Source organism: Rugamonas rubra, from assembly GCF_900114705.1.
Lineage (GTDB): Bacteria > Pseudomonadota > Gammaproteobacteria > Burkholderiales > Burkholderiaceae_D > Rugamonas > Rugamonas rubra.
The window spans coordinates 1-21,857 of record NZ_FOTW01000026.1; the positions used below are offsets into that span (position 1 = coordinate 1).

Below are 21,857 nucleotides of genomic sequence, written 5' to 3' on the forward strand. Positions count from 1 at the left end.
CGCCACGGCAGCCGCTCCACCATCGTCACCAGCCAGCTTCCGATTGAGCATTGGCATGCCGCCATCGGCGACGCCACTCTGGCCGACGCCATCCTGGACCGCTTGGTCCACAACGCCCACCAGCTCAACTTGAAAGGCGATTCACTGCGGAAAAAGCGGGCTAATTTGACTAGTTCGCCCCGTCCGGAGTAAAACCACATCTCAACCCCGCGCCGTTGCGCCCAAGGTGTCCAGTTTGGCTTGGAACAGGTGTCCAGTTTGGTTTGGAACGGGTGTCCAGTTTGCGCTGGAACGACTGTCCAGTTTGCGGCGGAACAGGTGTCCAGTTTGCGTGGAATACGCACCCAAGGAGGAGGAAGCTGCAAAAGTAGTGGGTAAGGGCTTGCAGGCGGCCACTCTTGCAAAGCTTGAAACATTGAAGATTAACGGCGTTTTAACGGAGATTTGCCATGAGCAAGAAAACAAGTGCAGATAGTCGTGTTCTACGCGAACTGCTGGAGACAGCGGCAGACCTAAGCGCATATGGTCTTGTATCTAAGGCAGACATGGCGCGCATGAATGCACTCTGCGTAGCTCCGCCCGAGTATTCCCCGCAACGTGTAGTAGCAATTCGAACAGGTGTTGCGAGGATGAGTCAGCAAGTGTTCGCGTCGATACTCAATGTGAGCGTTTCCACTGTTCAGAAGTGGGAGTCACCCTCAGCGGGAAAGCACCCCAGTGGAGCCGCCGCAAAGCTGTTGTATATTGTCGAAACCAAGGGAATTGAAGCAATTATTGCCTAGTGCTGGGCGCACAAAAAAAAAGCCCGCTACGGGAGCGGGCTAAATCTATTTCCTTGGAGGGGAATAGAGGAGACGAGTTGATGATGCCGTATGGAAGTATATTCATCCAATTTATCTTTGTGATGACAGAAATCAACGTTGTGAATGACTTAGCGATTGCAAGCCGCCGGCGAAAAAAAACCCGCGCGGCGCACGGGTTCCTTGCGGCGGGCCGGCCGGCGGATCGCTCCGCCGGCCAACACCACTATCACTTGCCGACGTCGACCGCGTAGGGCAGCACGCGCGAGGCGAGCCGGGTGTCGGTTTTCAGCAGGCCGACCTCGTCGGCCAGGATGTGCACCGCCTCGTTGAGCAGCACGTCCTTGGCGTTCTTGGCGGCCTTTTCCGCGTCCAGCTCGGCGGCCAGGCCGCGCTCGTCGGCCTGCAGGCCGTCGTCGGTGCGCGCCGCGCCCTTCACCGCCGCCACCCGCGCCGCCACCTTGCCGCTGGCCGGCTTGGCGCTGAGGGCGTGGTTCAGGGCCTCCTTCGGATCGGCGATCTTCACCGGATCGTCGCCGCTCGGCACCGCGTTGGCCAGCAGGCGCGCCTCGCGCAGCTTGGAGCGGGCCTCCTGGGTGTCGCGCTCCTTGCGGCGCACCGTCTCGTTGAGCGAGATCAGGTTCTCCTTGCGGATCTTCTTGGCCAGGGCGATATCCTCCTGCAGGTACTGGAAGTCCTTGTCCTTGGCCACGCGCGCCTCGTGGCGCTTGTCGAGCATCGGCACGATCTCCTTGAGCTCGCCGGCGGTGATGTAGACGGCCGGTTTGATCGAGGTCCACGGCAGCGCGTTGTCGTAGCTGGACTCGCCGAAGCTGTCGCCGTCGGCCATGGCCGGCAGCTTGATGTCGGGCGTGACGCCGCGCAACTGGGTGGTGCCGCCGTTGATGCGGAAGAACTGGGCGACGGTCATCTTCAACTCGCCCAGGCGCGGCGCCTTGTCGCCTTGGGCGAAACGGTCGAGGTTGACCAGGGTTTGCACGGTGCCCTTGCCGAAGCTGGCCTCGCCGATGATCAGGCCGCGGCCGTAGTCCTGGATCGCGGCGGCGAAGATCTCCGAGGCGGAGGCCGAGCCACGGTTGATCAGCACGCCGACCGGGCCGTCCCAGGCCAGGCCGGCGTTGTTGTCGCTTTCGATCTCGACCTTGCCTTCGGCGTTGCGCTGCTGCACCACCGGCCCCTTGTCGATGAACAGGCCGGTCAGCTCGACGGCCTCGCTGAGCGAGCCGCCGCCGTTGTTGCGCAGGTCGATCAGCACGTTGTCGACCTTTTCCTTCTTCAGCTCGCCGAGCAGGCGGGCCACGTCGCGCGTGGCGCTCTTGAAATCGCGCTCGCCCTTGCGGCGCGCCTCGAAGTCCTGGTAGAAGGTGGGCAGCGAGATCACCCCGACGCGGCGCTTGGCCGTGCCGTCGCGCACCTCGAGGATGGATTTCTTGGCCGACTGCTCCTCCATGCTGATCTTTTTGCGCACCAGCGCGATCACGGTGTGCTTGCCGTCGACGCCGGCCTCGGCCGGCAACACGTCGAGCCGCACGGTGGAGTCCTTGGCGCCGCGGATCTGCGCGACGACGTCGTCGATGCGCCAACCGAGCACCTCGGTCAGCGCGCCGGACTCGCCCTGGCCGACGCCGACGATGCGGTCGCCCACCTTGATCTTGCCCGACAGGCCGGCCGGGCTGCCCGGCACCACCTCGCGCACCACGGTGTACTCGTCGCGCGTCTGCAGCACGCAGCCGATGCCCTCGAGCGAGAGGCGCATGGCGATGTCGAAGTTCTCCGAGGCGCGCGGCCCCAGGTAGTTGGTGTGCGGCTCGATCGACATGGTGTAGGCGTTCATGAAGATCTGGAACACGTCTTCATTGTTGAGCTTGCGCGAACGGCCCATGTAGTTGTCGTAGCGCTTGTCGAGGGTGTCGCGGATCGCCTTGTCGTCCTTGCCGGCCAGCTTCAGGCGCAGCCAGTCGTTCTTGATGCGCTTGCGCCACAGCTCGCGCATCTCGGCCTCGTTCTTCGGCCACTCGGCCTTTTCGCGGTCGTACTGGTAGCTCTCGTCGGCGGCGAAGTCGAACTTGGTCTTGAGCAGTTCGCGGGCGTAGCCGAAGCGCTCGTTGAAGCGCTGCTGGTACAGGTTGTAGATGGCGAAGGGAACGCTGAGGTTCTCGTTGTTGATGGCGTCGTCCAGGCGCGAGCGGGCCGCGCCGAACTGGTCGACGTCGGCCTGGACGAAGAACAGCTTCTCGCCGTCGAGCGATTTGAAGTAGCGGTCGAAGATCTTCTCCGACATGGCGTCGTCCAGCGGCACCGCCTTGTAGTGGTAGCGCGACAAGAAGCGCGAGGCCCAGATCGCCGCCTGGGTTTGCTGCGCCAACGGTTTCAAGGGGGTGTCTGCCACTTTTTCCGGCAGCGCCGCGCCGGCCTGCACTGACAGGGACAGCGCCAGCGTGACCAGCAACATTTGCTTCTTCATCGGCTTACTCCGAACGTGAATTGTCGATTTGCCGGCGGCGGCCGACCGTTCGGGTCGGCCGCCGCCAGCGTATTGGGGGTGAAACGGCTGCGCTTTATTCTACAGGATAGCAGCAGCGGCGCAGCCCGGGAAGACACAGTTTCCCTGTGAAAGCTTAAGACCGGCTGAAGCGCGCGGCGGCGCGGCGCGGGGCGGCAAGATTGTCGACAAGTCATTGTATTCATTAATATTTCCTTTCAACAAAATATATTCCCATACGGAAATATTATATGATCGCCGTCTTGATTCATTCACCGCCCCCGAAACGCCCTTGCGCGTAACACGTGGGCCGCCGCCCAGCGCACCACCGCGCGCATGCTCGAACAGCGCGCCGAGGCCAACGTGGCCAGCGCCCTGGCCGGCGTCAACAACACGCTGGAGGTGTTCAACCACACCATGGTGAGCGACGCCGGCAGCTTCGCCCGCCTGTTCGCCGGCCAGTTCGACGGCCCCTTCACGCTCGACGCCGAGCATCCGGTCGACGTCGCCGGCAAGCCGGCGCCGGCGCTCAACAGCGGCGGGCGCACCCTCAACATGGACTTCAGCATCGCCGACCGCTTCACCGCCCAGACCGGCGCCGTGGCCACCGTGTTCGCCGCCAGCGGCGACGAATTCGTCCGCGTCAGCACCTCCCTGAAGAAGGAGAACGGCGAGCGCGCCGTCGGCACCCAGCTCGACCATACCCACCCCAGCTACGCCCCGCTGCGCGGCGGCGCCCGCTACGTCGGCCTGGCCACGCTGTTCGGCAAGCCCTTCATCACCCAGTACGACCCGATCAAGGACGACGCCGGCCGCGTCATCGGCGTGCTGTTCATCGGTCTCGACATCAGCCAGAACCTGGCCATGTTGAAGGACCAGATCAAGCAGATCAAGATCGGCCAGAGCCGCTACGTCTACGTGCTCGACGCCGCGCCCGGCAAGGACTACGGCAAGCTGCTGGTGCATCCCAACCAGGAGGGCGCCAAGCTGCTGGCCACGCGCGGCAGCGACGGGCGCGCCTTCATCGCCGACATGCTGGCGGCCAAGAACGGCAGCATGCGCTACCAATGGAACGAGCGCGACTGCTGCGCCGCGCGCGAGAAGCTGGTGGTCTACAGCCACTTCAAGCCGTGGAACTGGGTCGTCGCCGGCGGCAGCTACACCGACGAGATCACCCACGACGCGGCGACGCTGCGCAACCGCGCCAGCCTGTTCGGCCTGCTCGCACTGCTGCTGTTCGCCGCCGCCCTGTTCCTGCTGGTGCGGCGCAACGTGTCGCGCCCGCTGGCGCGCGCCGAGGCCGCCGCCGGCCGCATCGCCGCCGGCGACCTGACGGTGGCGCTGCGGGTCGACAGCGGCGACGAGATCGGCCGCCTGCTGCTGGCCATGAACGGCATCAGCGGCAAGCTGGCCGGCGTGGTCGGCCAGGTGCGCCACGGCGCCGAGCAGATCGCCAGCGCCTCGGCCGAGATCAGCGACGGCAACGCCGACCTGTCGGCGCGCACCGAGCAGCAGGCCGCCAGCCTGGAGGAGACCGCCGCTTCGATGCAGGAGCTCAGCTCGACGGTGCGGCAGAACGCCGACCACGCCCGCCAGGCCAGCCAACTGGCGCAGGCCGCCTCCGGCGTCGCCGCCCAGGGCGGCGCGGCGGTGGCCCTGGTGGTGGGCACGATGGACTCGATCAACAGCGCCTCGAAGAAGGTCGTCGACATCATCGCGGTGATCGACGCCATCGCCTTCCAGACCAACATCCTGGCGCTCAACGCGGCCGTCGAGGCGGCGCGCGCCGGCGAGCAGGGCCGCGGCTTCGCCGTCGTCGCCGCCGAGGTGCGCAGCTTGGCGCAACGCTCGGCCGCCGCCGCCAAGGAGATCAAGGAGTTGATCGTCGACTCGGTCGGCAAAGTCGACGCCGGCAGCGCCCAGGTCGACCGGGCCGGCGCCACCATGCGCGAGCTGGTCGCCAGCGTCGACCGCGTCAGCGCCATCGTCGGCGAGATCAGCAACGCCAGCGAGGAGCAGCGCGCCGGCATCGAGCAGGCCAACCAGGCCATCGCCCAGATGGACCAGGTGACCCAGCAGAACGCCGCGCTGGTCGAGGAGGCCGCCGCCGCCGCCGAGGCGCTGCAGGGCCAGGCCGGCGCGCTGGCCCAGGTGGTGCGCCTGTTCCGGCTGGAGGAACAGGCCGGCGCGCCGCCGCGCCGCCTGGCGCTGCGCTAGCCGCCCGGCTGCAGCAGCCGCAACTCGCGGCCGTAGACGTCGACGATGTAGCCTTCGCCGTAGCGCCGCTCCAGACGGCGCAGGGCGAAGTGGCCCCTGGCCATGTCCTGGTAGTAGTCGGTGAACAGGGTGTTGACGGTGGCGCCGGCCAGCGCGCCGAGCACCGGCACGATCTGCGCCGCCATCTTCTCGGTGACCACCACGCCGAAGCGCGTCGCCACCGCGTCGATCAGGCGGGCCAGCAGGGCGGCGCCCTCGCGCGCGCCGATGCCGGCGGCGCCCTTCTCCGCCGCGATCGCCGCCAGCTCGGCGGCGGTCAGGTTGAGCAGACGGTTGAGCGCGGTGCGCGAGGCGTAGTAGCCGGAATCGCCGGCCGCCTCCGGCCCGGCGTTGCCGCCCAGCGCGAACACCTTGACGCACTCGAGCTTGACCTCCAGGCTGGACAGGGCGAAGCCCTCGGCGCGCGCCACGTCGGCCACCGCGCGCATCATGATGGTGGTCGACAGCGGCAGTTCGACCAGCAGCGCCGAGAAGCCGAAGAAGCCGCCCAGCGCGCCGCTGGCGGCCGCGCCCAGCTGGTGCAGGCGCGGCGAGGCGGCGGCGTGCGGCCGGTCGGCCATGCTCCACAGCGCCACGTCGGCGGCGCGCTGCAGCGCCGCGTTGACGCCCTGGTTGATCCTGCCGCGCAGCGGGCCGGACAGCTTGGCCAGGCCCCATTCCAGCGGCGCGCCGACCAGCTCGGCCAGCTTGATCGTCAGCGACGGCGTGTTCAGCAGGCGCACCGCCTGGCGCAGCGCCGCCAGGTCGGCGCGATTGTGTTCCGAATAGATGTCCATGCGTCCCGTGCGTCTCCCCTGTGGCAGTCCTGCGGCATCATAGCATCGCGCCGGCGGCCGGCGCTGCGGGCGCGCGCCGGGGCGCCGCCGATGCTTGCCACAAATCATTAACAATTCCCCAAAAACATTCTTTCCACCGCCGACGGGCCGGCCGGGGCGGCGCCGCGCTTCGGCCCGGCCGGCGGCGGCCCGCTGATATTGTTGATCGGCCTGCCAACACCTGCTAGCATGGCCGGCACTGCGTTCGCCATTGGCCCGACCTATGCTCCCTCCCGTTTCCCGGATCCGCGCGGCACTCCTGCTCGCCCTGCTAGGCGCCGCGGCCGCCGTGGCCGCCGCGGCCGACGACGAGGCGGCGCGGTTGGCGCGCATGCGCCTGGCCGTCGAGCGCGCCAGCGCCCACGGCGCGCCCTGGGGCGGGCCGCAGTCCGGCCCGCCGGCCTACGCCGGCGCCAGCATCGCCATCGTCAGCGAGGACCTGCGCAACGGCGGCGTGCTCGGCGTGGTGCAAGGCATCAAGGAGGCGGCCGCCGCGATCGGCTGGAACAGCAAGGTCTACGACGCCGCCGGCAGCGCCGCCGGCCGCGCCAGCACCTTGGCGGCGGTGCTGGCGGCGCGGCCCAGCGGCCTGCTGCTGGTCGGCGTCGACGCCGAGCAGGCCGCGCCGCTGCTGGCGCCGCTGGCCCGGCTCGGCGTGCCGATGCTCGGCTGGCACGTCGGCCCGCTGGCCGGCCCGGTGGCCGGCAGCCCGCTGGCGATGAACGTGTCGAGCGATCCGCTCGACGTGGCGCGTGTCACGGCGATGGCGGCGGTGGTGCAGTCGGGCGGCCGCGCCGGCGTGGTCATCTTCACCGACAGCAACTACGCGATCGCCGGCGCCAAGGCGGCGGCGATGGCCGAGGTGGTGCGCGCCTGCCGCCGCTGCCGCCTGCTCGGCGTCGAGGACGTCGCCCTGTCGCACAGCGCCGCGCGCATGCCGGCCGTCACCCGCGCCCTGCTGGCGCGCCACGGCGCCGCCTGGAGCCACGCGCTGGCCATCAACGACCTGTATTTCGACTACGCCGCGCCGGAGCTGACCAAGGCCGGCCGCAGCAGCGCCAGCCTGCAGATGCTGTCGGCCGGCGACGGCAGCGCGGCGGCGCTGCTGCGCATCCAGGCCGGCACCTTCCAGGTCGGCACCGTGGCCGAGCCGCTCAACCTGCACGGCTGGCAGCTGGTCGACGAGATGAACCGGCTGCTGGCGCGCCAGCCCGTCTCCGGCTACATCGTGCCGGTGCACCTGGTCACGCCGGACAACATCGGCTACGACGGCGGCGCCCGCCTGCGCTACGACCCGGACAACGGCTACCGCGACATCTACCGCCGCATATGGAAGCGCTGAACGGCGGCGGCGGCGGCGGCGGCGCGGCCTGGCGGCGCCTGCTGCCGCGCTCGCTGCGGCGCCAGTTCAGCCTGGTGGTGGCCGGCCTGACGCTGCTGATCCTGGCCGGCGGCGTCACCGCCGTCTACGCCCTGCGCGTCGGCAGCGACGCCACCGACCGCCTGGCCGAGGAGCGCATGCTGCGCATGCAGGACGCCCAGGACCTGGTGCGCCGCACCCTGCTGATCGAACGCGAGTCCGACCTGCTGGCCGGCGCCGCCAGCGCCGAGGCGGTGCGCGCCCGCTACGGCGGCATCGCCGCCCACCTCGAGTCGTTCGACCATCTGGCCGACCGCCTGGCCGCCGCCGGCGACGAGGGCGCCATCCTCGACCTGCGCCAGGCCAGCCAGCTGTTCCGCAACAGCGCCAACGTGGTGGCCCAGCTGCGCGAGGCCGAGCTGCAGGCCGCCGCCGCGCCGACCCCGGCCGCCGCCGCCGCCGCCGCCGCGCGCGCCCGGCCCTTCCAGGACCAGCTGCGCCACCAGGCCGCCGCGATGGCGGCGGCGGCCCAGCTGCAGTCCGAGCGCCACAGCCAGGACTTCCGCGACGCCGCCCAGGCGCTGCGCGGCGACTCGCTGCGCCACCAGCGCTGGGTCGCCGCGCTGCTGGCCGCCAGCCTGCTGCTGGCCTGGCTGGCCAGCTACCACTTCCTCGGCCGCCACGTGCTGTCGCGCCTGCAGCTGGTCAGCGACGGCCTGCGCCGGCGCGAGCCGGCCGAGGCCGAGGCCGGCGAGTCGGCGCCGGCGCTGGCCGTGGCGGTGGCCGGCGGCGACGAAATCGGCGAGATGGCCCGCGCCGTCGAACAGTTCCAGGCCGACCGCCGCCAGCTCAGCCTGGCCCACGCCGCCCTCGAGCGCGAGCGCGGCCGCCAGCAGCAGCTGATCGACCAGCTGGCCCAGGTGCACGGCCAGCTGCTGCAGTCGGAGAAGCTGGCCTCGGTCGGCCAGCTGGCCGCCGGCATGGCCCACGAGATCAACAACCCGGTCGGCTTCGTCAACGCCAACCTGGGCACCCTGCGCGCCTACGTCGCCGACCTGCTCGACGTGCTGGCCGCCTACGAGGCGGTCGAGGCCGAGCTGGGCGCCGACAGCCGCGCCGCCCTGGCCGAGCTGAAGCGGCGCATCGACCTGCCCTACCTGCGCGGCGACATCGCCAGCCTGCTCGGCGAGTCGCTCGACGGCCTGCGCCGCGTCAAGCGCATCGTCCAGGACCTGAAGGACTTCGCCCTGGTCGACGAGACCGAGCTGCAGTGGGCCAACCTGGAGGACGCGCTCGACAGCGCCGTCAACGTGGTCCACGGCCAGCTCAAGTTCAAGGGCGAGCTGCGCCGCGAGTACGCCGCCATCCCCGCCGTCGAGTGCCGCCCGTTGCGCCTCAACCAGGTCTTCCTCAACCTGCTGCGCAACGCCGCCGACGCCGCCGGCGAGCACGGCCGCATCACCCTGCGCACCGGCCGCGACGACGCCCAGGTCTGGGTCGAGGTCGAGGACAACGGCGACGGCATCCGGCAGGAGCACCTGGACCGCCTGTTCGACCCCTTCTTCACCACCAAGCCGGTGGGCAGCGGCACCGGGCTGGGCCTGTCGATGGCCTACGGCATCGTCAAGACCCACGGCGGCCGCATCGAGGTGCGCAGCGAGCCGGGCCGGGGCGCCGCCTTCCGCGTCGTGCTACCGCGCCAGGCCGGAGGCCAAACATGAGGCGCGCCGCCGCCCCGCCGCTGGCGCTGGCGCTGTGGCTGGCGCTGTGGCTGGCGCCGCCCGCCGCAGACGCGGCCGCCGGCGCCGCGCCGCTGGCGCCGGCGCAGGTGGTCCGCGTCTGCGGCCAGATCGCCGAGTGGCCGCCCTACCTCTACTTCCGCCGCGACGGCGGCGCCCGGACCGACGAGGTGGTCGGCTTCTCCGCCGAGTACCTGCGCCGCGCGCTGGCCGGCGCCGGCCTGCGCTACCGAATCGACATGCTGCCGTGGAGGCGCTGCCTGGAATCGGTCAGGCTGGGCGGCCACGACATGCTGACCGACGCCGCCAGCAACGCCGAGCGCGAGCGCGCCTACCTGGTGGCCAAGCCCTACTACGCCATGCACCTGGCCTACTTCTACGACAAGGCCAGGCCGCACCCGCCGGTGCGCGCGGCGGCCGACCTGAAGAAGCTGCGGCTGTGCGCCGTCAACGGCTACAACTACGCCGCCTTCGGCCTCGACGCCGAGCAAATGGAGGCCGGCTCGCAGAACCTGGCGCAGTCCTTCCTCAAGCTCAAAATGAACCGCTGCGACGCCCTGCCGGAACGCCTGGAGATCGCCCTCGGCTACCAGAGCCTGGGCATCGCCGACTTCGCCCGGCTCGACATCGGCTACGAGCTGCTGGCGGAGCTGCCGCCGTCGACCTTCCACATGATGGTGAGCCGGCGCGTGCCCTACGCCGAGGAGCTGCTGCGCGTGTTGAACGAGCAGATCGAGCTGCTCAACAGCGGCGACGGCGCCCGCGAGATCGCCGCCAAATACGCGGTCCAGCTGCCGGGGCAGGCCGCCAGGCCGGCGAAAAAATAGCCCGTCCGGCGACCGGGCGGCTGCCCGGGCGGCTGCCCGGGCCCGCCTGCCGGTTCCAGGAAAACACACTGCGACAAGCCCCGAAACTACAGCAAGCTGGCCACCGTCAGGCCACTGCACAACAGTAGCCCGACCGCGGCCACTCGGTTGAAGTTTCCCTTCAAGAAGCTCTGAAAGCCGCGCTGATTTCCAGCCACCGTCAGCAATGCCACCAAGGCTGCGAAGTAGGCAAGATTCAATAGTTCGAACACCAGACCCAGCGCGGCAAAACCTTGCAAGGGCGCGGTCGTGGGCTCGGGCATGAACTGCGGGAAGAAGGCGGCAAAGAACAGCACTGGCTTGGGATTGAAGACAGTCAGCAGCACGCCTTTGACAAAGCCGCGCGAACCGCCGGCCGCGCCCTGCGCCACCTGCCCCGCCGGGCTGGCGCCACCCCACAAACCCCAGGCCAGGTACAGCAGAAAGATCGCGCCCGCCAGCTTGACGGCAAGCAGCAGCAGCGGCCACCGCGTCACCAACGCGGCAAAGCCCAAGGCCGACGCCGTCATCAGCAGCACGTCCCCCAAGACAATGCCCAGCGTGGCGCTGGCCGCCCGGCGATGCGAGATGCGGGCCTGCCCCAAGACGAAGAAGGTAGCCGGGCCGGGCACGCCGATCACCAGGGCCGAGGCCAAAACGAAGGGCAACAGTTGTGTCAGGCTCATCATGGTTGCCGCTCCTGTTCGACGTCGTTGGCGCCATGCCGACGAATCAATCCATCCAAATAGGCGGCGTTGTCGGCAAAGCGGTAGCCCAAGGCCTGCGCCCGGCGGGTGTCCATGGCATGTGGACGGGTATAGTCGAAGGGACTCAGCTCGCAGACGGCATGCGCACCCGGCATGGCGATGGGGCGCGATGGTTTATCCAGCACCGCCGCCACGCGCTCGTACACGTCCAGCGCCGACATGTCCCCTCCGCAGGCCGCGTTCACCGGCCCCAGGAAGTCCTGCGCGCCGACCCAGCACAGAAATTCGGCAATACCCTCGGCGTCGACGAATGAGCTGGGCCCCGCGCCGACCGAATGCCGCATGGGTTCCTGCGCCAACACCCGCTGCACATAGAACTCCAGCCGCCGTGTGAAGTCCTCTGGCCCGCCCAGCACGTGGGCAATCCGGACGCTCACCACGGGCAAACGACCATCTTGGTATAGGAAAGCCTCGGCCTGGCGCTTGCCCTCGCCATAGTGATCATCGGACAGCTCAGCTGAATGCCAGGGAATTGTCATGTCCACCTGCACCTTGTTCAAATCCAGCTCGTCTTCACGATAGGACCCGCTTGCTTGCGCATGCAGAATCTCGTAGACCTCGATAGTGGACGCCATGACGTAGCGCCCCACCTTGCCTGCGAACACCTGGGCCGAGATGGCGGCGTCCAGCGGCGAATAGCATATCTGGTCGAACACGACATCAAAGAATGCGACGTCGGCGAAGGCCAGCTGCATGCAGGCCAGATCGCGCCGGTTCACCGTGATACGTTGCACTCGCTCGCCAAAGTCATCCCGGGCGACGCCGCGTGTGGCCAAGGTGACACGGTGGCCTTGCGCCAGCAGCCTGCCCACGAGCAGTTTTCCAAAGTAGCGGGTTCCGCCAATAATCAATACATTCTTACTCATAACCACCCTTTGATTTGGACATGAGCGTATTATCCCGAGTGCAGCACGCACCGACAAACCAGCAATTTCAACTCAACGCATTAGTATTTCTAAGTTATGAAGACCGAATCAACGCCCTTGCGCAGCCTCTCAGGGCTGATCGATTTCGAGGCCGCCGCGCGCTGGTCCAGCATCAAGCTTGCCGCATACGAGCTGCACAAAACCCCGGGCGCCGTCAGTCAACAAATCAAACAGTTGGAAATGAGCTTAGGCTTTGCCTTGTTCACGCGCCAGACCCGACAAATCAAGCTGACGGACAAGGGGCAAGAGTTGGCCCTCACCGTGCGCGGCCTGTTAGAGGTGCTGCACGGCAAGGTGGCGGCGCTGCGCGGCGGTGACGAAGAGTGGGTTCTGCGGATATCGGCCACCCATTCGTTCGCCACGAAGTGGCTGGTGCCGCGCCTGCACCGCTTCACCAAGTTGCAGCCGAAATATGACTTGCACGTGGAGTCCAGCGATCAGCTTACCCCCTTGGCCTCGTCGACGGACCAGGCTTGCGACATCGCCATCCACTACAGCCGTGGCGCCTTGGATGCTGCGCCGCGCCTTGCGGAGCAATGGGTGGTGGTCTACAGCCCGGCTGTTCTGCCCTACACGCCCAGCAAACAGGCCGTCCCGGTGTCGATTGATACGCTGGACAAGTTTCCCTTGCTGTACGAGGGCACGACCGAAAACTGGTTGCTGCTTCTCAAGAAATACAAGGCCGTGGCCACGTTGAAGGGCAAGCACAACTTCTCACGCGCGTTCAGCCATTCCGGCACCTTGGTGCAAGCCGCCGTCGCCGCTCAAGGCGTGGCGCTGGCGCCGTATTCGATTGCGCATGAGGACATTGTGCGCGGCAACCTACGCGTCATCCCCGAGCTCTTCTTGCCGTCGCCCTACGCCTACCACCTGCGCGTTGGCGCAGGCAAACATGCGCTGCAAAAGGTTGGCCATTTCAGCGCCTGGATGCAGCAGGAGTGGCAGGGTATGGCCGCAACGCACGAAGGCATGGCGCTTGCTCACGGCGTCTGAAGGCCCCGCTCTCAGCGGGGATGGCGTTATGCGCGCCGGAAGGGACTTGACCGCTTCCGCTTGGCCGGCCCCGACTGAAATCGGGCCTGGTCGAAGCCGATGCGCTGGGTCAAGAGCTCGTCGTCGTCGATACGCTCGGCCAGACTCACGATGTCGCACGCTGACACGCCGGCGTGCGCGAAGTGTTCCTGCCAAGTGTTCACGACATCAATGACGGCGACAACTTCGGCTGCGGCCTCCCCGGGCGGCAGGCCGAACGCATCGCACTGCGACATCGCGTTTTCGAGCGTCGATTCTCGGCCATGGGCGCCGCAGATGAACTCCTGGAACCCCAGCCCTGAGTTCGAAGGAAGGACGTCGTAAGCCGGCGCCAGCTTCAGGCGGCCATTTCCGCGCGGGTTCACGACCAGCAAGGAGTGGTTCTTCTCATGGTCATCGGTGTTGTCGACCAGGATGTTGAAGACCATGCGACGAAAGAGCTCGCGTACATCTCTTTGGTTGATGTCGTCCTGCGTGATGCCGACACGGCGGAGCCCAAGTCTTCAATGACTCCTTCCGGCGCAAGCGGGCTACCGCCAGGTCGGCGCTAAGCTTTTCGATGGCGGCAGCAGTTGCTGGCGGGAGTTGCAGTAGGGCACGGGAGTTTTTTTGGCATACCTATAGAATATGGTGGCACCGGCCCCTCCATCAATATCTATGTGTATGCATGCTGATGAACGAGCTAATCTAAGCGAGCATCCTCGGCCGCTCACCAGCTTTGGGCCATCTCCCCTACTTTTTCCGCAGTTGCTTCTTCGAACGCGAACTGCACCCGGTGAGTCACCAGCTTCAACCCCGGAATGGCTTTGGCCGCCCACCGCACCGGTTCCGCGAATCCGCTTGCGACCAAAATGGCTCGTGGCGGCTTGCCTTCCTTCTCGCCGTACCAGCCCAGGTAGCGCGCAATTTGGCCGATGGAGGAGTCCTTCGCTTCGCCTGCTCGGGCGCGCCGCAGATGTCGCCAATTGTCTAAGGTCTGTCGGGATAGGCGAAGCGCCGCCTACGCTGAGAGCCCGTCTACTCGGAGTAGAAGCAGCCCCCGCATCGATGTGAGCGGCCGACCAGAAATTATCTATAAGTCGACCTCTACAAAGGACTCCAAGGATTGAGGCATTTGTAGAAATTGGCGCCAGCCCGTCAAAGCGGCCTTCCATTCGCGCAAGTCAAAATGCCCATCTGGCTGACCTACCCAATCCTCATTGACCTCAATATCGACTTGTACTCCAGTAGGCCTCAGCGTTAGGGTGACGTCATTCCCACCCGTTTCGATCTCAACCCGGCCACCATTTTCAACCTCATTGATATCGTGTAAGAGTCGATCGCAATCATCGGTTCCTTGGGCAACTGAGCTCAGTACTTCGCAGAGATATTGCTTATACCGCTGCGCGTTCTCACCACCTATTGCTTCTTGCTGCCAATGAAATACTTGGCCGAGTTTTTGGTGAAATCCACCTGCAACATAAGAAAATCTAAGTTTCATCATTACTCACTTTGGTTTTAAGGTTGATGCACTGGGTACACAGTCGTCCGTGGAGAAACATATCCTTCAACTTTTACCCCTGACGGGGTGAAAGAACTCCATTTATTTCCACTTACAACCCTATTCGGAGAATTCCACGCGGCATCTACTTCGGACTGAATTCTCGAGGCATCCCAATTTTTGGGAAACATAGAATTCATCGAAGCATTACTGGTTTTTGTAAGCCATTGCCCGGGATTTTGAGGATCTGGAACTTGAATAGTTGCTTTATAGACACCAGAGGCATCGGGAACTGACTCCGTACCGGGCAAAATTCTTACATCTCCATTGAGCAAACTATGTCCGCCCGTTGGTCTGCCGGCCTTGGTATAGTCAGCACCAATAGCATGAGCGATGTCGACAGGCGACCCAAGAACGTTTTTCCCTCCAAGTGAAACCTTGCGTTCGGCTTCGCCAACGGCCAGGGTGCTATCACGCGGAGCGGCTCCTGTTGTCGTTTGATTGCCCGTGCGTGGACCGGATGCGGACGCGCCGACTTCCGCGCCGCCACCGATGGCGCCGCCGCCATTCCCCCGCGCACGCTCATTCAGCAATGGATGACTAAGCAGTTTACCTTCATTCTGCTCCAGCCAACTCGTCATTTTCGGCCCCAGCCGCGCGCTTTGCCGCACCTCCGCCAACAGCGCCGACAACTGGCCCTTGCCTCTGGTCAGATAGGCCACCACGCCAGCCAATAGGGCCAGGATAAGAATCTCGTGGCCGCGCGCGAAGGCGCGCGCGGCCAGATAGGTGCTGTCGGCCAGGCGATCGACGCCGTAATGGGGCGCGTCCAGTGAATGGGCGCCCAGGTCGGGCATCCCGCCCCACGCTTCGAAGAAACCTTGCCGGTAGGCGCGTGTGGCGCGCGGCAGGCTGTCGAGCATGAACACCACCACCGATTTCAGGCCGAAAAAGCCCAGCAGCAGATTGCCCGCCTGCGTCCCCAGCGCGGCACCCGCAGCGGCGCCCGGCAAGGCACCGGCGCCAAACGCAAACACACCCAAGCCGCCACCGATGGCGCCGCCAACTATTGCGCCACCACCGACGTACAAGGCGACATCGTGGCAGATTTCCCGCAAAATCGGCCAGACATCGGCCAGGCCAATACCGCCCAATTTGGCCTGCAATTCGCGCAGCGCGAACGATTGGGATTCGGCAACGGCTTCGCGCACGCGGCGCACGCGGGCGCCAATGTACAAATACCCGTCTAGACCAAGTCGGTGCTCGAACGGGCCGTGCGGACAGTCCGCCAGGCGCCGCCGGGCAATGGCCTCGTCCAGCAGCGTGTCCTGCTGCCGCAGGCATTCGTAATACTCGAAGCGATCAAAGCGATTGCTGCTCATGATGGGCGCGCTGTGGGTTCATGTCCGCACAGCATGCGCTCCCATCAATGGCAGGAGTTGACGCAACGCAAATGATGGCAAGGGACAACTAGCGGCGAACGTCGCGAGCAAAATAGTATCCCGCCCGCCCTCCGCCGATGCTCCACCGCCTACTCCGCGTAGAAACAGCGCCCGCAGGCCTGGCGGTAGCTCTCGTTGCCGCCGATGCTGATCTGCTCGCCCTCCTTCATGCGCTTGCCGTCTTGGTCGACGCGGATGTTCATGGTCGCCTTTTTGCCGCAGCTGCAAATATTCTTCAGCTCCTCGATGTCGTCGGCCAGCGCCAGCAGGTAGGCCGAGCCGGCGAAGGGCTGGCCGCGGAAGTCGGTGCGCAGGCCGTAGCTGATCACCGGCACGCCGCCCACCTGGGCCAGCTGGTGCAGCTGCTGCACCTGGGCGGTGCTGAGGAACTGCGCCTCGTCGATCAACAGGCAGGCGATCTTCTCGTCGACCTCGCGCAGGAAGTCGGTGTCGGCGTGGAACACCTCGACCTGGCGGCTCGGCCCCAGCCGCGAGGTCACCTGGCCGACGCCGTAGCGGTCGTCGATGGCGGCGGTGAACAGGCGCACGCGCTGGCCCTGCTCCTCGTAGTTGTGCGCCACCTGCAACATCGCGGTGGATTTGCCTGCGTTCATCGCAGAATAACGGAAATAAAGTTTTGCCACTGCTGCCTTGTGCCCTGTGAAGTCGTCGAACGCGGCGACGCCGGGCGCCGTTCGCGAGGCGCGATTATAAACCGGCCGTTTGCGAAAAAGCGCATACTTGCTTTTCAGGCAGCACAGTGGCATTGACACTAATCGCATAAGCTAGCACGGAAACATTCCTTCCCAGCATGAATTTGGCGGCCTAAGATCCGCTTCTTTTCAGGAAAAAGCACGGCCGGACACAATCCGCTGGCGCCGCTTCCCAGCCAGGAGAACCTATGGACACCACAGCGCAACCCGCACTCTTCGACCTGATCGGCAACACCCCGCTGGTCCAGGTGACCCGCCTCGACACGGGGCCATGCCAACTTTTCCTCAAGCTCGAATCGCAGAACCCCGGCGGCTCGATCAAGGACCGCATCGGTCGCTCCATCATCGAGGCGGCCGAGGCCGACGGCCGGCTCCAGCCGGGCGGCACCATCATCGAGGCGACCGCCGGCAACACCGGCCTGGGCCTGGCCCTGGTCGGCCGCATCAAGGGCTACCGCGTGCTGCTCGTCGTGCCCGACAAGATGTCGACCGAGAAGGTGCTGCACCTGAAGGCGCTCGGCGCCGAGGTGCGCACCACCCGCTCCGACGTCGCCAAGGGCCACCCCGAGTACTACCAGGACTACGCCGCCCGCCTGGCGCGCGAAACGCCCGGCGCCTTCTTCGCCGACCAGTTCAACAACCCGGCCAACCCGCTGGCCCACGAGACCAGCACCGGCCCGGAGATTTGGCAGCAGAGCGGCCACAATGTCGACGCCATCGTCGTCGGCGTCGGCTCGGGCGGCACGCTGAGCGGCCTGACGCGCTACTTCGGCCGGGTCCAACCCAAGCTCGAATTCGTGCTGGCCGACCCCAAGGGCTCTATCCTGGCCGAGTACATCGACACCGGCAGGGTCAACCCGGTCAGCGGCTCCTGGGCCGTCGAGGGCATCGGCGAGGACTTCATTCCCGCCATCGCCGACACCAGCGGCGTGCGCCAGGCCTACACCATCAGCGACCAGGAGAGCTTCGACAGCGCCCGCGAACTGCTGCGCGCCGAGGGCATCCTGGGCGGCTCGTCGACCGGTACGCTGCTGGCCGCCGCGCTAAAATACTGCCGCGCCCAGAGCACGCCCAAGCGCGTCGTCACCTTCGTCTGCGACACCGGCACGCGCTACCTGTCGAAGGTCTACAACGACGGCTGGATGCACGACCAGGGCCTGATCCAGCGCGCCGCCAGCGGCGACCTGCGCGACCTGATCGGCCGCCGCCACGACGCCGGCGAGGTGGTCAGCGTGGCGCCGTCCGACACCCTGCTGACCGCCTTCAACCGCATGCGCAGCAGCGACCTGGCGCAACTGCCGGTGCTCGACGGCGGCCGCCTGGTCGGCATCGTCGACGAGTCCGACCTGCTGCTCAAGCTCGACGACCACGCCGTGCAGTTTTCCAGCCTGGTCGGCACCACCATGACTAGCCGGCTCGAAACGCTGCACCCGAAGGCCAGCCTGCAGGCGCTGCGCAGCACGCTCGACCGGGGACTAACCGCCGTCGTCGCCGACGACAACGTGTTCTACGGCCTGATCACCCGCTTCGACCTCCTCAACCATCTTCGCAGGACACAATCTTGAGCCACTCAAACGACAGCAACAAGCGGCAGCACCTGGCCACCCGCGTCATCCACGCCGGCCAGTCGCCCGACCCCAGCACCGGCGCCATCATGCCGCCGATCTACGCCACCTCGACCTTCGTCCAGCAAAGCCCGGGCGTGCACAAGGGCCTCGACTACGGCCGCTCGCACAACCCGACCCGCTGGGCGCTGGAGCGCTGCGTCGCCGACCTGGAGGGCGGCGCCGAGGGCTACGCCTTCGCCTCCGGCTTGGCCGCCATCTCGACGGTGTTGGAACTGGCCGACGCCGGCTCGCACATCATCGCCGGCGACGACATGTACGGCGGCACCTACCGCCTGTTCGAGCGGGTGCGCCGGCGCAGCGCCGGCCACGACTTCACTTACGTCGACCTGACCGATCCGGCCAAGCTGCTGGCGGCGATCCGCCCGGAGACGCGCATGGTGTGGGTGGAAACGCCGACCAACCCGATGCTCAAGCTGGCCGACCTGCGCGCCATCGCCGCGATCTGCCGCCAGCACGGCATCATCGCCGTGGCCGACAACACCTTCGCCAGCCCGCTGGTGCAGCGCCCGCTGGAGCACGGCTTCGACATCGTGGTGCACTCGACCACCAAGTATTTGAACGGCCACTCCGACATCATCGGCGGCATCGCCATCGTCGGCGGCGAGGCGCGCCAGCAGGCTTGGCGCGAGCAGCTGGGCTTTTTGCAGAACTCGGTGGGCGCCATCGCCGGTCCGTTCGACAGCTTCCTCGCCCTGCGCGGCGTGAAGACGCTGGCCATCCGCATGGAGCGCCACTGCGCCAGCGCGCTGGAGCTGGCCCGCTGGCTGGAGGCGCAGGCGCTGGTGAGGAAGGTCTACTACCCGGGCCTGACTTCGCACCCGCAGCACGAGCTGGCGCGGCGGCAGATGGACGGCTTCGGCGGCATCATCTCGATCGACCTGAACACCGACCTGGCCGGCGCCCGCCGCTTCCTTGAGCGTTGCGAGGTGTTCGCGCTGGCCGAGAGCCTGGGCGGAGTGGAAAGCCTGATCGAGCATCCGGCGCTGATGACCCATGCCAGCATTCCGGCTGAGCAGCGCGCCAGGCTGGGCATTGGCGACGGTTTGATCCGGCTGTCGGTCGGTATCGAGCATATCGACGACTTGCGCCAGGACCTGGCCAACGCGCTGGCCGCGATCTAGGCCCGCGCCGAACCCCGACAGGCCCTGTCGCCGGCAGGCCCGCGCCTCGTCAGAGGGTCAGACCCCTGGCGGGGTCTGACCCTTTATGCGGCGCCGTCCGCGCAGCCGCGCAATGCGGCGGGGGTTGTCCTTACTGCCCCGGGTGGTACTTGCGCTCCAGGTTGCGCTCGACGTCCTCGGGGTAGAACAACACCTCCTTGAATTCGCCGCGCGCGTACATCTCCGCCTGGTCGGCGAAGTGCGGCGAGGCGGGGTCGCCGCTCTGCCCGCCGGCCAGGATACTGCGCGCCTTCAGGCGCGGGCCGAACTCCACCGCCGCCACGAAGCTATTCCCCCGCTCGCCGTAGATGCGCTTGGTCTTGGCCGGCGTGGTCATGCCGTAGGCCGCCAGCGAACCCCAGTTGGCCGAGGCGAAGGCCACCGGCAAACTCGGCTTGCTGTCGTCGAAGGGCTGCACCACGTCGCCGGTCAGGCGCTGGAAGCGGTTGATCTCGCCCCACGGCGTTTGCCACTGGCCGAAGTCGGCCGCCAGCTTGTCCGAGGCGCGTTGCAGCGCCAGCAGGCGCTCGCGCGCCGTCAAGCGCGTCTCCATATAGTCGAGCACCAGCATCTTGGCGCCCTTGGCGGACGGGCCGAAGCTGGCCGCCATGTCCTGCGCCCAGAAGACCGCCAGCGAGGTCGCCACCGACTCAAGGGCGTAGCGCGTGTCCCAGCCGCGCAGCGCGGCCACCTGCGCCGCCAGCGCCGGCTTGAGCGGGTCGCCCTCGGCCAGCTCGTCCCAGGCGGCGAACAGCTTGGGCAGCAGCGGCTCGAAGGCCGGCAGCGCGTTGTCGTAGGCGCTGGCGATCAGGCTGTCGATGGTGAAGTCGCGCTGGTCCTGCAGCACGCGCACGGCGTGGATGCCGCGCGGGTTCTCCGGGTTCATCGACATGTAGGCCGGGTAGTCCCGCGCGCGCGGGCTGTACTTGCCGGCCGCCGAAAACGGCCAGTTGTTGGTGTTCTGGATCCAGCCGTTGGGCGGATTGAACAGGGTGATGGTGTCTTTGACGGCGTGCAGGCCGCGCCACTCGGTGGCCGGGTCGCTGCCGTCGACCGGCTGGCGCCAGTCGAAGCGGCTGTCGCGCACGGGGATGAAATTGCCGTGGAAGTAGGCGATGTTGCCGTCCGCGTCGGCGTAGACGGTGTTGTTGGACGAGTTGGTGCGCAGCTCCATCGCCTTGTGGAAGGCGGCGTAGTTGCGCGCCTTGGTGCGGATGAAGGACTGCGTCAGCGCCTTGCGCGGCTGGTTCATCAGCCGCACGGCGAGCCACTTGCCGTCCGCCTCGCGCACGATGGGGCCGTGGTGGCTGTAGTAGACCCTGACCACCTTGCTGGCCATGCCGCCGTCCGCTCCCTTGTAGGGCAGCGTGATGTCGACCGCCTTCAGCGCGCGCTCGCCGGCGCCGTAGCGGTAGAAGAAGCGGCCGTCGCGCTCGACCACGGTTTCGGCGTATTCGTCGATGACGTCGCCGCCGCCGGAGGTGTGCATCCAGCCGATGCGCTCGTTGAAGCCCTGGTAGACGAAGAACTGGCCCCAGGTGACGGCACCGTAGGCGTTCAGGCCCTCGCCGCTGCTGACCTGCACCTCGGGACGGAAGTAGAAGGAGGTGTGCGGGTTGATCAGCAACAGCGCGTGGCCGTTGCGCGTCAGCGCGGGCGCGATGGCGAAGCCGTTCGAGCCGCGCGGCTCCTCGTCCAGGTCGCTGCCGCGCAGCTGGGCCAGCGTCTGCGCCGGTCCGGCCAGCGGCGCGCGGCGGCCGTACAACTGCTCCAGCTGCGCCAGGTTGACCGACTCGATGTCGCCGCCGATGCTGCCCTCGCTGAAGCTGAGCGCCATCCACGGCTCGAAGCGGGCGATCAGCTGCGGCTTGACCTGCGGGTGCGTGGCCAGGTAGAAGTTGAGGCCGTCGGCGAAGGCCGTCATCAGCTTCTTCAGCCAGGCCGGGCTGGCGGCGTACTGCGCCTTGAGCTGGGCCGGACTGATGAACAGCTTCATGCGCAGGTCGCGGTACAGCTCGGCCTCGCCCTGCACCTCGGCCAGGCGGCCCATGGCGTTGATGTAGTTTAGCTCGACGCGTTTGAAGTCGTCCTCGGCCTGGGCGTACATCAGACCGAAGACGGCGTCGGCGTCGCTCTTGCCGTGGACGTGGGGGATGCCCCATTTGTCGCGCCGGATGGTGACGCGCTGGGCCTGGGCGCGCCAGCGCGCCGCCTCTGCCGCGCCGGCCTTGGCGCGCGCGCCGCTCGCCTGGTCGGCGGTGTCGGCGTGGTTGGCGTGGTTGGCGTGGCCAACGGCGGCGGCATTGCCCACCGCGCCCAGCGGCAGCAAGCACATCATGGCCAGCGCGGGACGCATGGTCGACATGGTCG

General features: G+C 66.9%; 18 protein-coding genes. 9 read left to right on the forward strand and 9 right to left on the reverse strand.

Going from position 1 to position 21,857, the window contains the following annotated elements:
- The coding region (locus BM252_RS23790) for an ATP-binding protein (RefSeq protein ID WP_174900656.1) at positions 1–192 on the forward strand (192 nt) is incomplete at its 5' end.
- A gap of 257 nt (positions 193–449) precedes the next feature.
- Complete coding sequence (locus BM252_RS23795) at positions 450–782, forward strand: helix-turn-helix domain-containing protein (protein WP_174900657.1); 333 nt, start codon at positions 450–452, stop codon at positions 780–782.
- Positions 783–1,029: 247 nt separating this feature from the next.
- Here the strand turns inward: BM252_RS23795 and BM252_RS23800 are convergent, their stop codons facing one another.
- Complete coding sequence (locus BM252_RS23800; RefSeq protein WP_093390167.1) at positions 1,030–3,285, reverse strand: carboxy terminal-processing peptidase; 2,256 nt, start codon at positions 3,283–3,285, stop codon at positions 1,030–1,032.
- 354 nt (positions 3,286–3,639) lie between these two features.
- Between BM252_RS23800 and BM252_RS23805 the strand changes: the two genes are divergently transcribed.
- Positions 3,640–5,520, forward strand: a complete 1,881-nt coding sequence (locus tag BM252_RS23805; RefSeq protein WP_093390168.1) for a methyl-accepting chemotaxis protein — start codon at positions 3,640–3,642, stop codon at positions 5,518–5,520.
- On the opposite strand, the gene BM252_RS23810 is transcribed toward BM252_RS23805, so the two are convergent.
- Positions 5,517–6,356 carry an EcsC family protein gene (locus BM252_RS23810; RefSeq protein ID WP_093390169.1) on the reverse strand — a complete coding sequence of 280 codons (840 nt, stop codon included), beginning with the start codon at positions 6,354–6,356 and terminating at the stop codon, positions 5,517–5,519. The genes BM252_RS23805 and BM252_RS23810 overlap by 4 nt on opposite strands.
- Positions 6,357–6,618: 262 nt before the next feature.
- Between BM252_RS23810 and BM252_RS23815 the strand changes: the two genes are divergently transcribed.
- The 3 genes from BM252_RS23815 to BM252_RS23825 are packed head-to-tail and all read left to right on the forward strand — an operon-like array spanning position 6,619 to position 10,321.
- Positions 6,619–7,737, forward strand: coding sequence for a substrate-binding domain-containing protein (locus tag BM252_RS23815; RefSeq protein WP_093390170.1), 1,119 nt, complete (start codon positions 6,619–6,621; stop codon positions 7,735–7,737).
- Positions 7,725–9,476 carry an ATP-binding protein gene (locus BM252_RS32045; protein WP_093390171.1) on the forward strand — a complete coding sequence of 584 codons (1,752 nt, stop codon included), beginning with the start codon at positions 7,725–7,727 and terminating at the stop codon, positions 9,474–9,476. The genes BM252_RS23815 and BM252_RS32045 overlap by 13 nt, the downstream gene beginning before the upstream one ends.
- Entirely contained in the window at positions 9,473–10,321 is an 849-nt protein-coding gene (locus tag BM252_RS23825; RefSeq protein WP_093390172.1) for a substrate-binding periplasmic protein, read from the forward strand. Before BM252_RS32045 ends, BM252_RS23825 begins: the two co-directional genes overlap by 4 nt.
- A gap of 86 nt (positions 10,322–10,407) precedes the next feature.
- On the opposite strand, the gene BM252_RS23830 is transcribed toward BM252_RS23825, so the two are convergent.
- Positions 10,408–11,028 carry a LysE family translocator gene (locus BM252_RS23830; protein WP_093390173.1) on the reverse strand — a complete coding sequence of 207 codons (621 nt, stop codon included), beginning with the start codon at positions 11,026–11,028 and terminating at the stop codon, positions 10,408–10,410.
- Positions 11,025–11,972, reverse strand: a complete 948-nt coding sequence (locus BM252_RS23835; RefSeq protein WP_093390174.1) for an NAD-dependent epimerase/dehydratase family protein — start codon at positions 11,970–11,972, stop codon at positions 11,025–11,027. Before BM252_RS23835 ends, BM252_RS23830 begins: the two co-directional genes overlap by 4 nt.
- A 96-nt stretch (positions 11,973–12,068) precedes the next feature.
- On the opposite strand from BM252_RS23835, the gene BM252_RS23840 reads away from it, so the two are divergent.
- Positions 12,069–13,025, forward strand: a complete 957-nt coding sequence (locus BM252_RS23840) for a LysR substrate-binding domain-containing protein (protein WP_093390175.1) — start codon at positions 12,069–12,071, stop codon at positions 13,023–13,025.
- Between the two features lie 26 nt (positions 13,026–13,051).
- Here BM252_RS23840 and BM252_RS23845 read toward each other — a convergent pair whose 3' ends face one another.
- The 4 genes from BM252_RS23845 to BM252_RS23865 form a co-directional block, all read right to left on the reverse strand.
- Positions 13,052–13,543: a HipA domain-containing protein gene (locus BM252_RS23845; RefSeq protein ID WP_425442367.1), complete on the reverse strand. Its 492-nt coding sequence runs from the start codon at positions 13,541–13,543 to the stop codon at positions 13,052–13,054.
- 593 nt (positions 13,544–14,136) lie between these two features.
- Positions 14,137–14,547 carry a hypothetical protein gene (locus BM252_RS23855; RefSeq protein WP_245774414.1) on the reverse strand — a complete coding sequence of 137 codons (411 nt, stop codon included), beginning with the start codon at positions 14,545–14,547 and terminating at the stop codon, positions 14,137–14,139.
- Positions 14,548–14,561: 14 nt separating this feature from the next.
- On the reverse strand, positions 14,562–15,926 hold the full coding sequence (locus tag BM252_RS23860) for an EndoU domain-containing protein (RefSeq protein WP_093390177.1): 1,365 nt from the start codon (positions 15,924–15,926) through the stop codon (positions 14,562–14,564).
- Between the two features lie 149 nt (positions 15,927–16,075).
- Positions 16,076–16,630 (reverse strand): thymidine kinase, encoded by a 555-nt coding sequence (locus BM252_RS23865; protein ID WP_093390178.1) that lies wholly within the window; start codon positions 16,628–16,630, stop codon positions 16,076–16,078.
- 257 nt (positions 16,631–16,887) lie between these two features.
- Between BM252_RS23865 and BM252_RS23870 the strand changes: the two genes are divergently transcribed.
- Complete coding sequence (locus BM252_RS23870) at positions 16,888–18,264, forward strand: pyridoxal-phosphate dependent enzyme (RefSeq protein ID WP_093390179.1); 1,377 nt, start codon at positions 16,888–16,890, stop codon at positions 18,262–18,264.
- Entirely contained in the window at positions 18,261–19,448 is a 1,188-nt protein-coding gene (locus BM252_RS23875; RefSeq protein WP_217429955.1) for a trans-sulfuration enzyme family protein, read from the forward strand. The genes BM252_RS23870 and BM252_RS23875 overlap by 4 nt, the downstream gene beginning before the upstream one ends.
- Positions 19,449–19,578: 130 nt before the next feature.
- Here the strand turns inward: BM252_RS23875 and BM252_RS23880 are convergent, their stop codons facing one another.
- A complete protein-coding gene (locus tag BM252_RS23880) occupies positions 19,579–21,852 on the reverse strand; it encodes an acylase (RefSeq protein WP_245774416.1) in 2,274 nt (757 codons plus the stop codon).
- Positions 21,853–21,857: the final 5 nt, after the last annotated feature.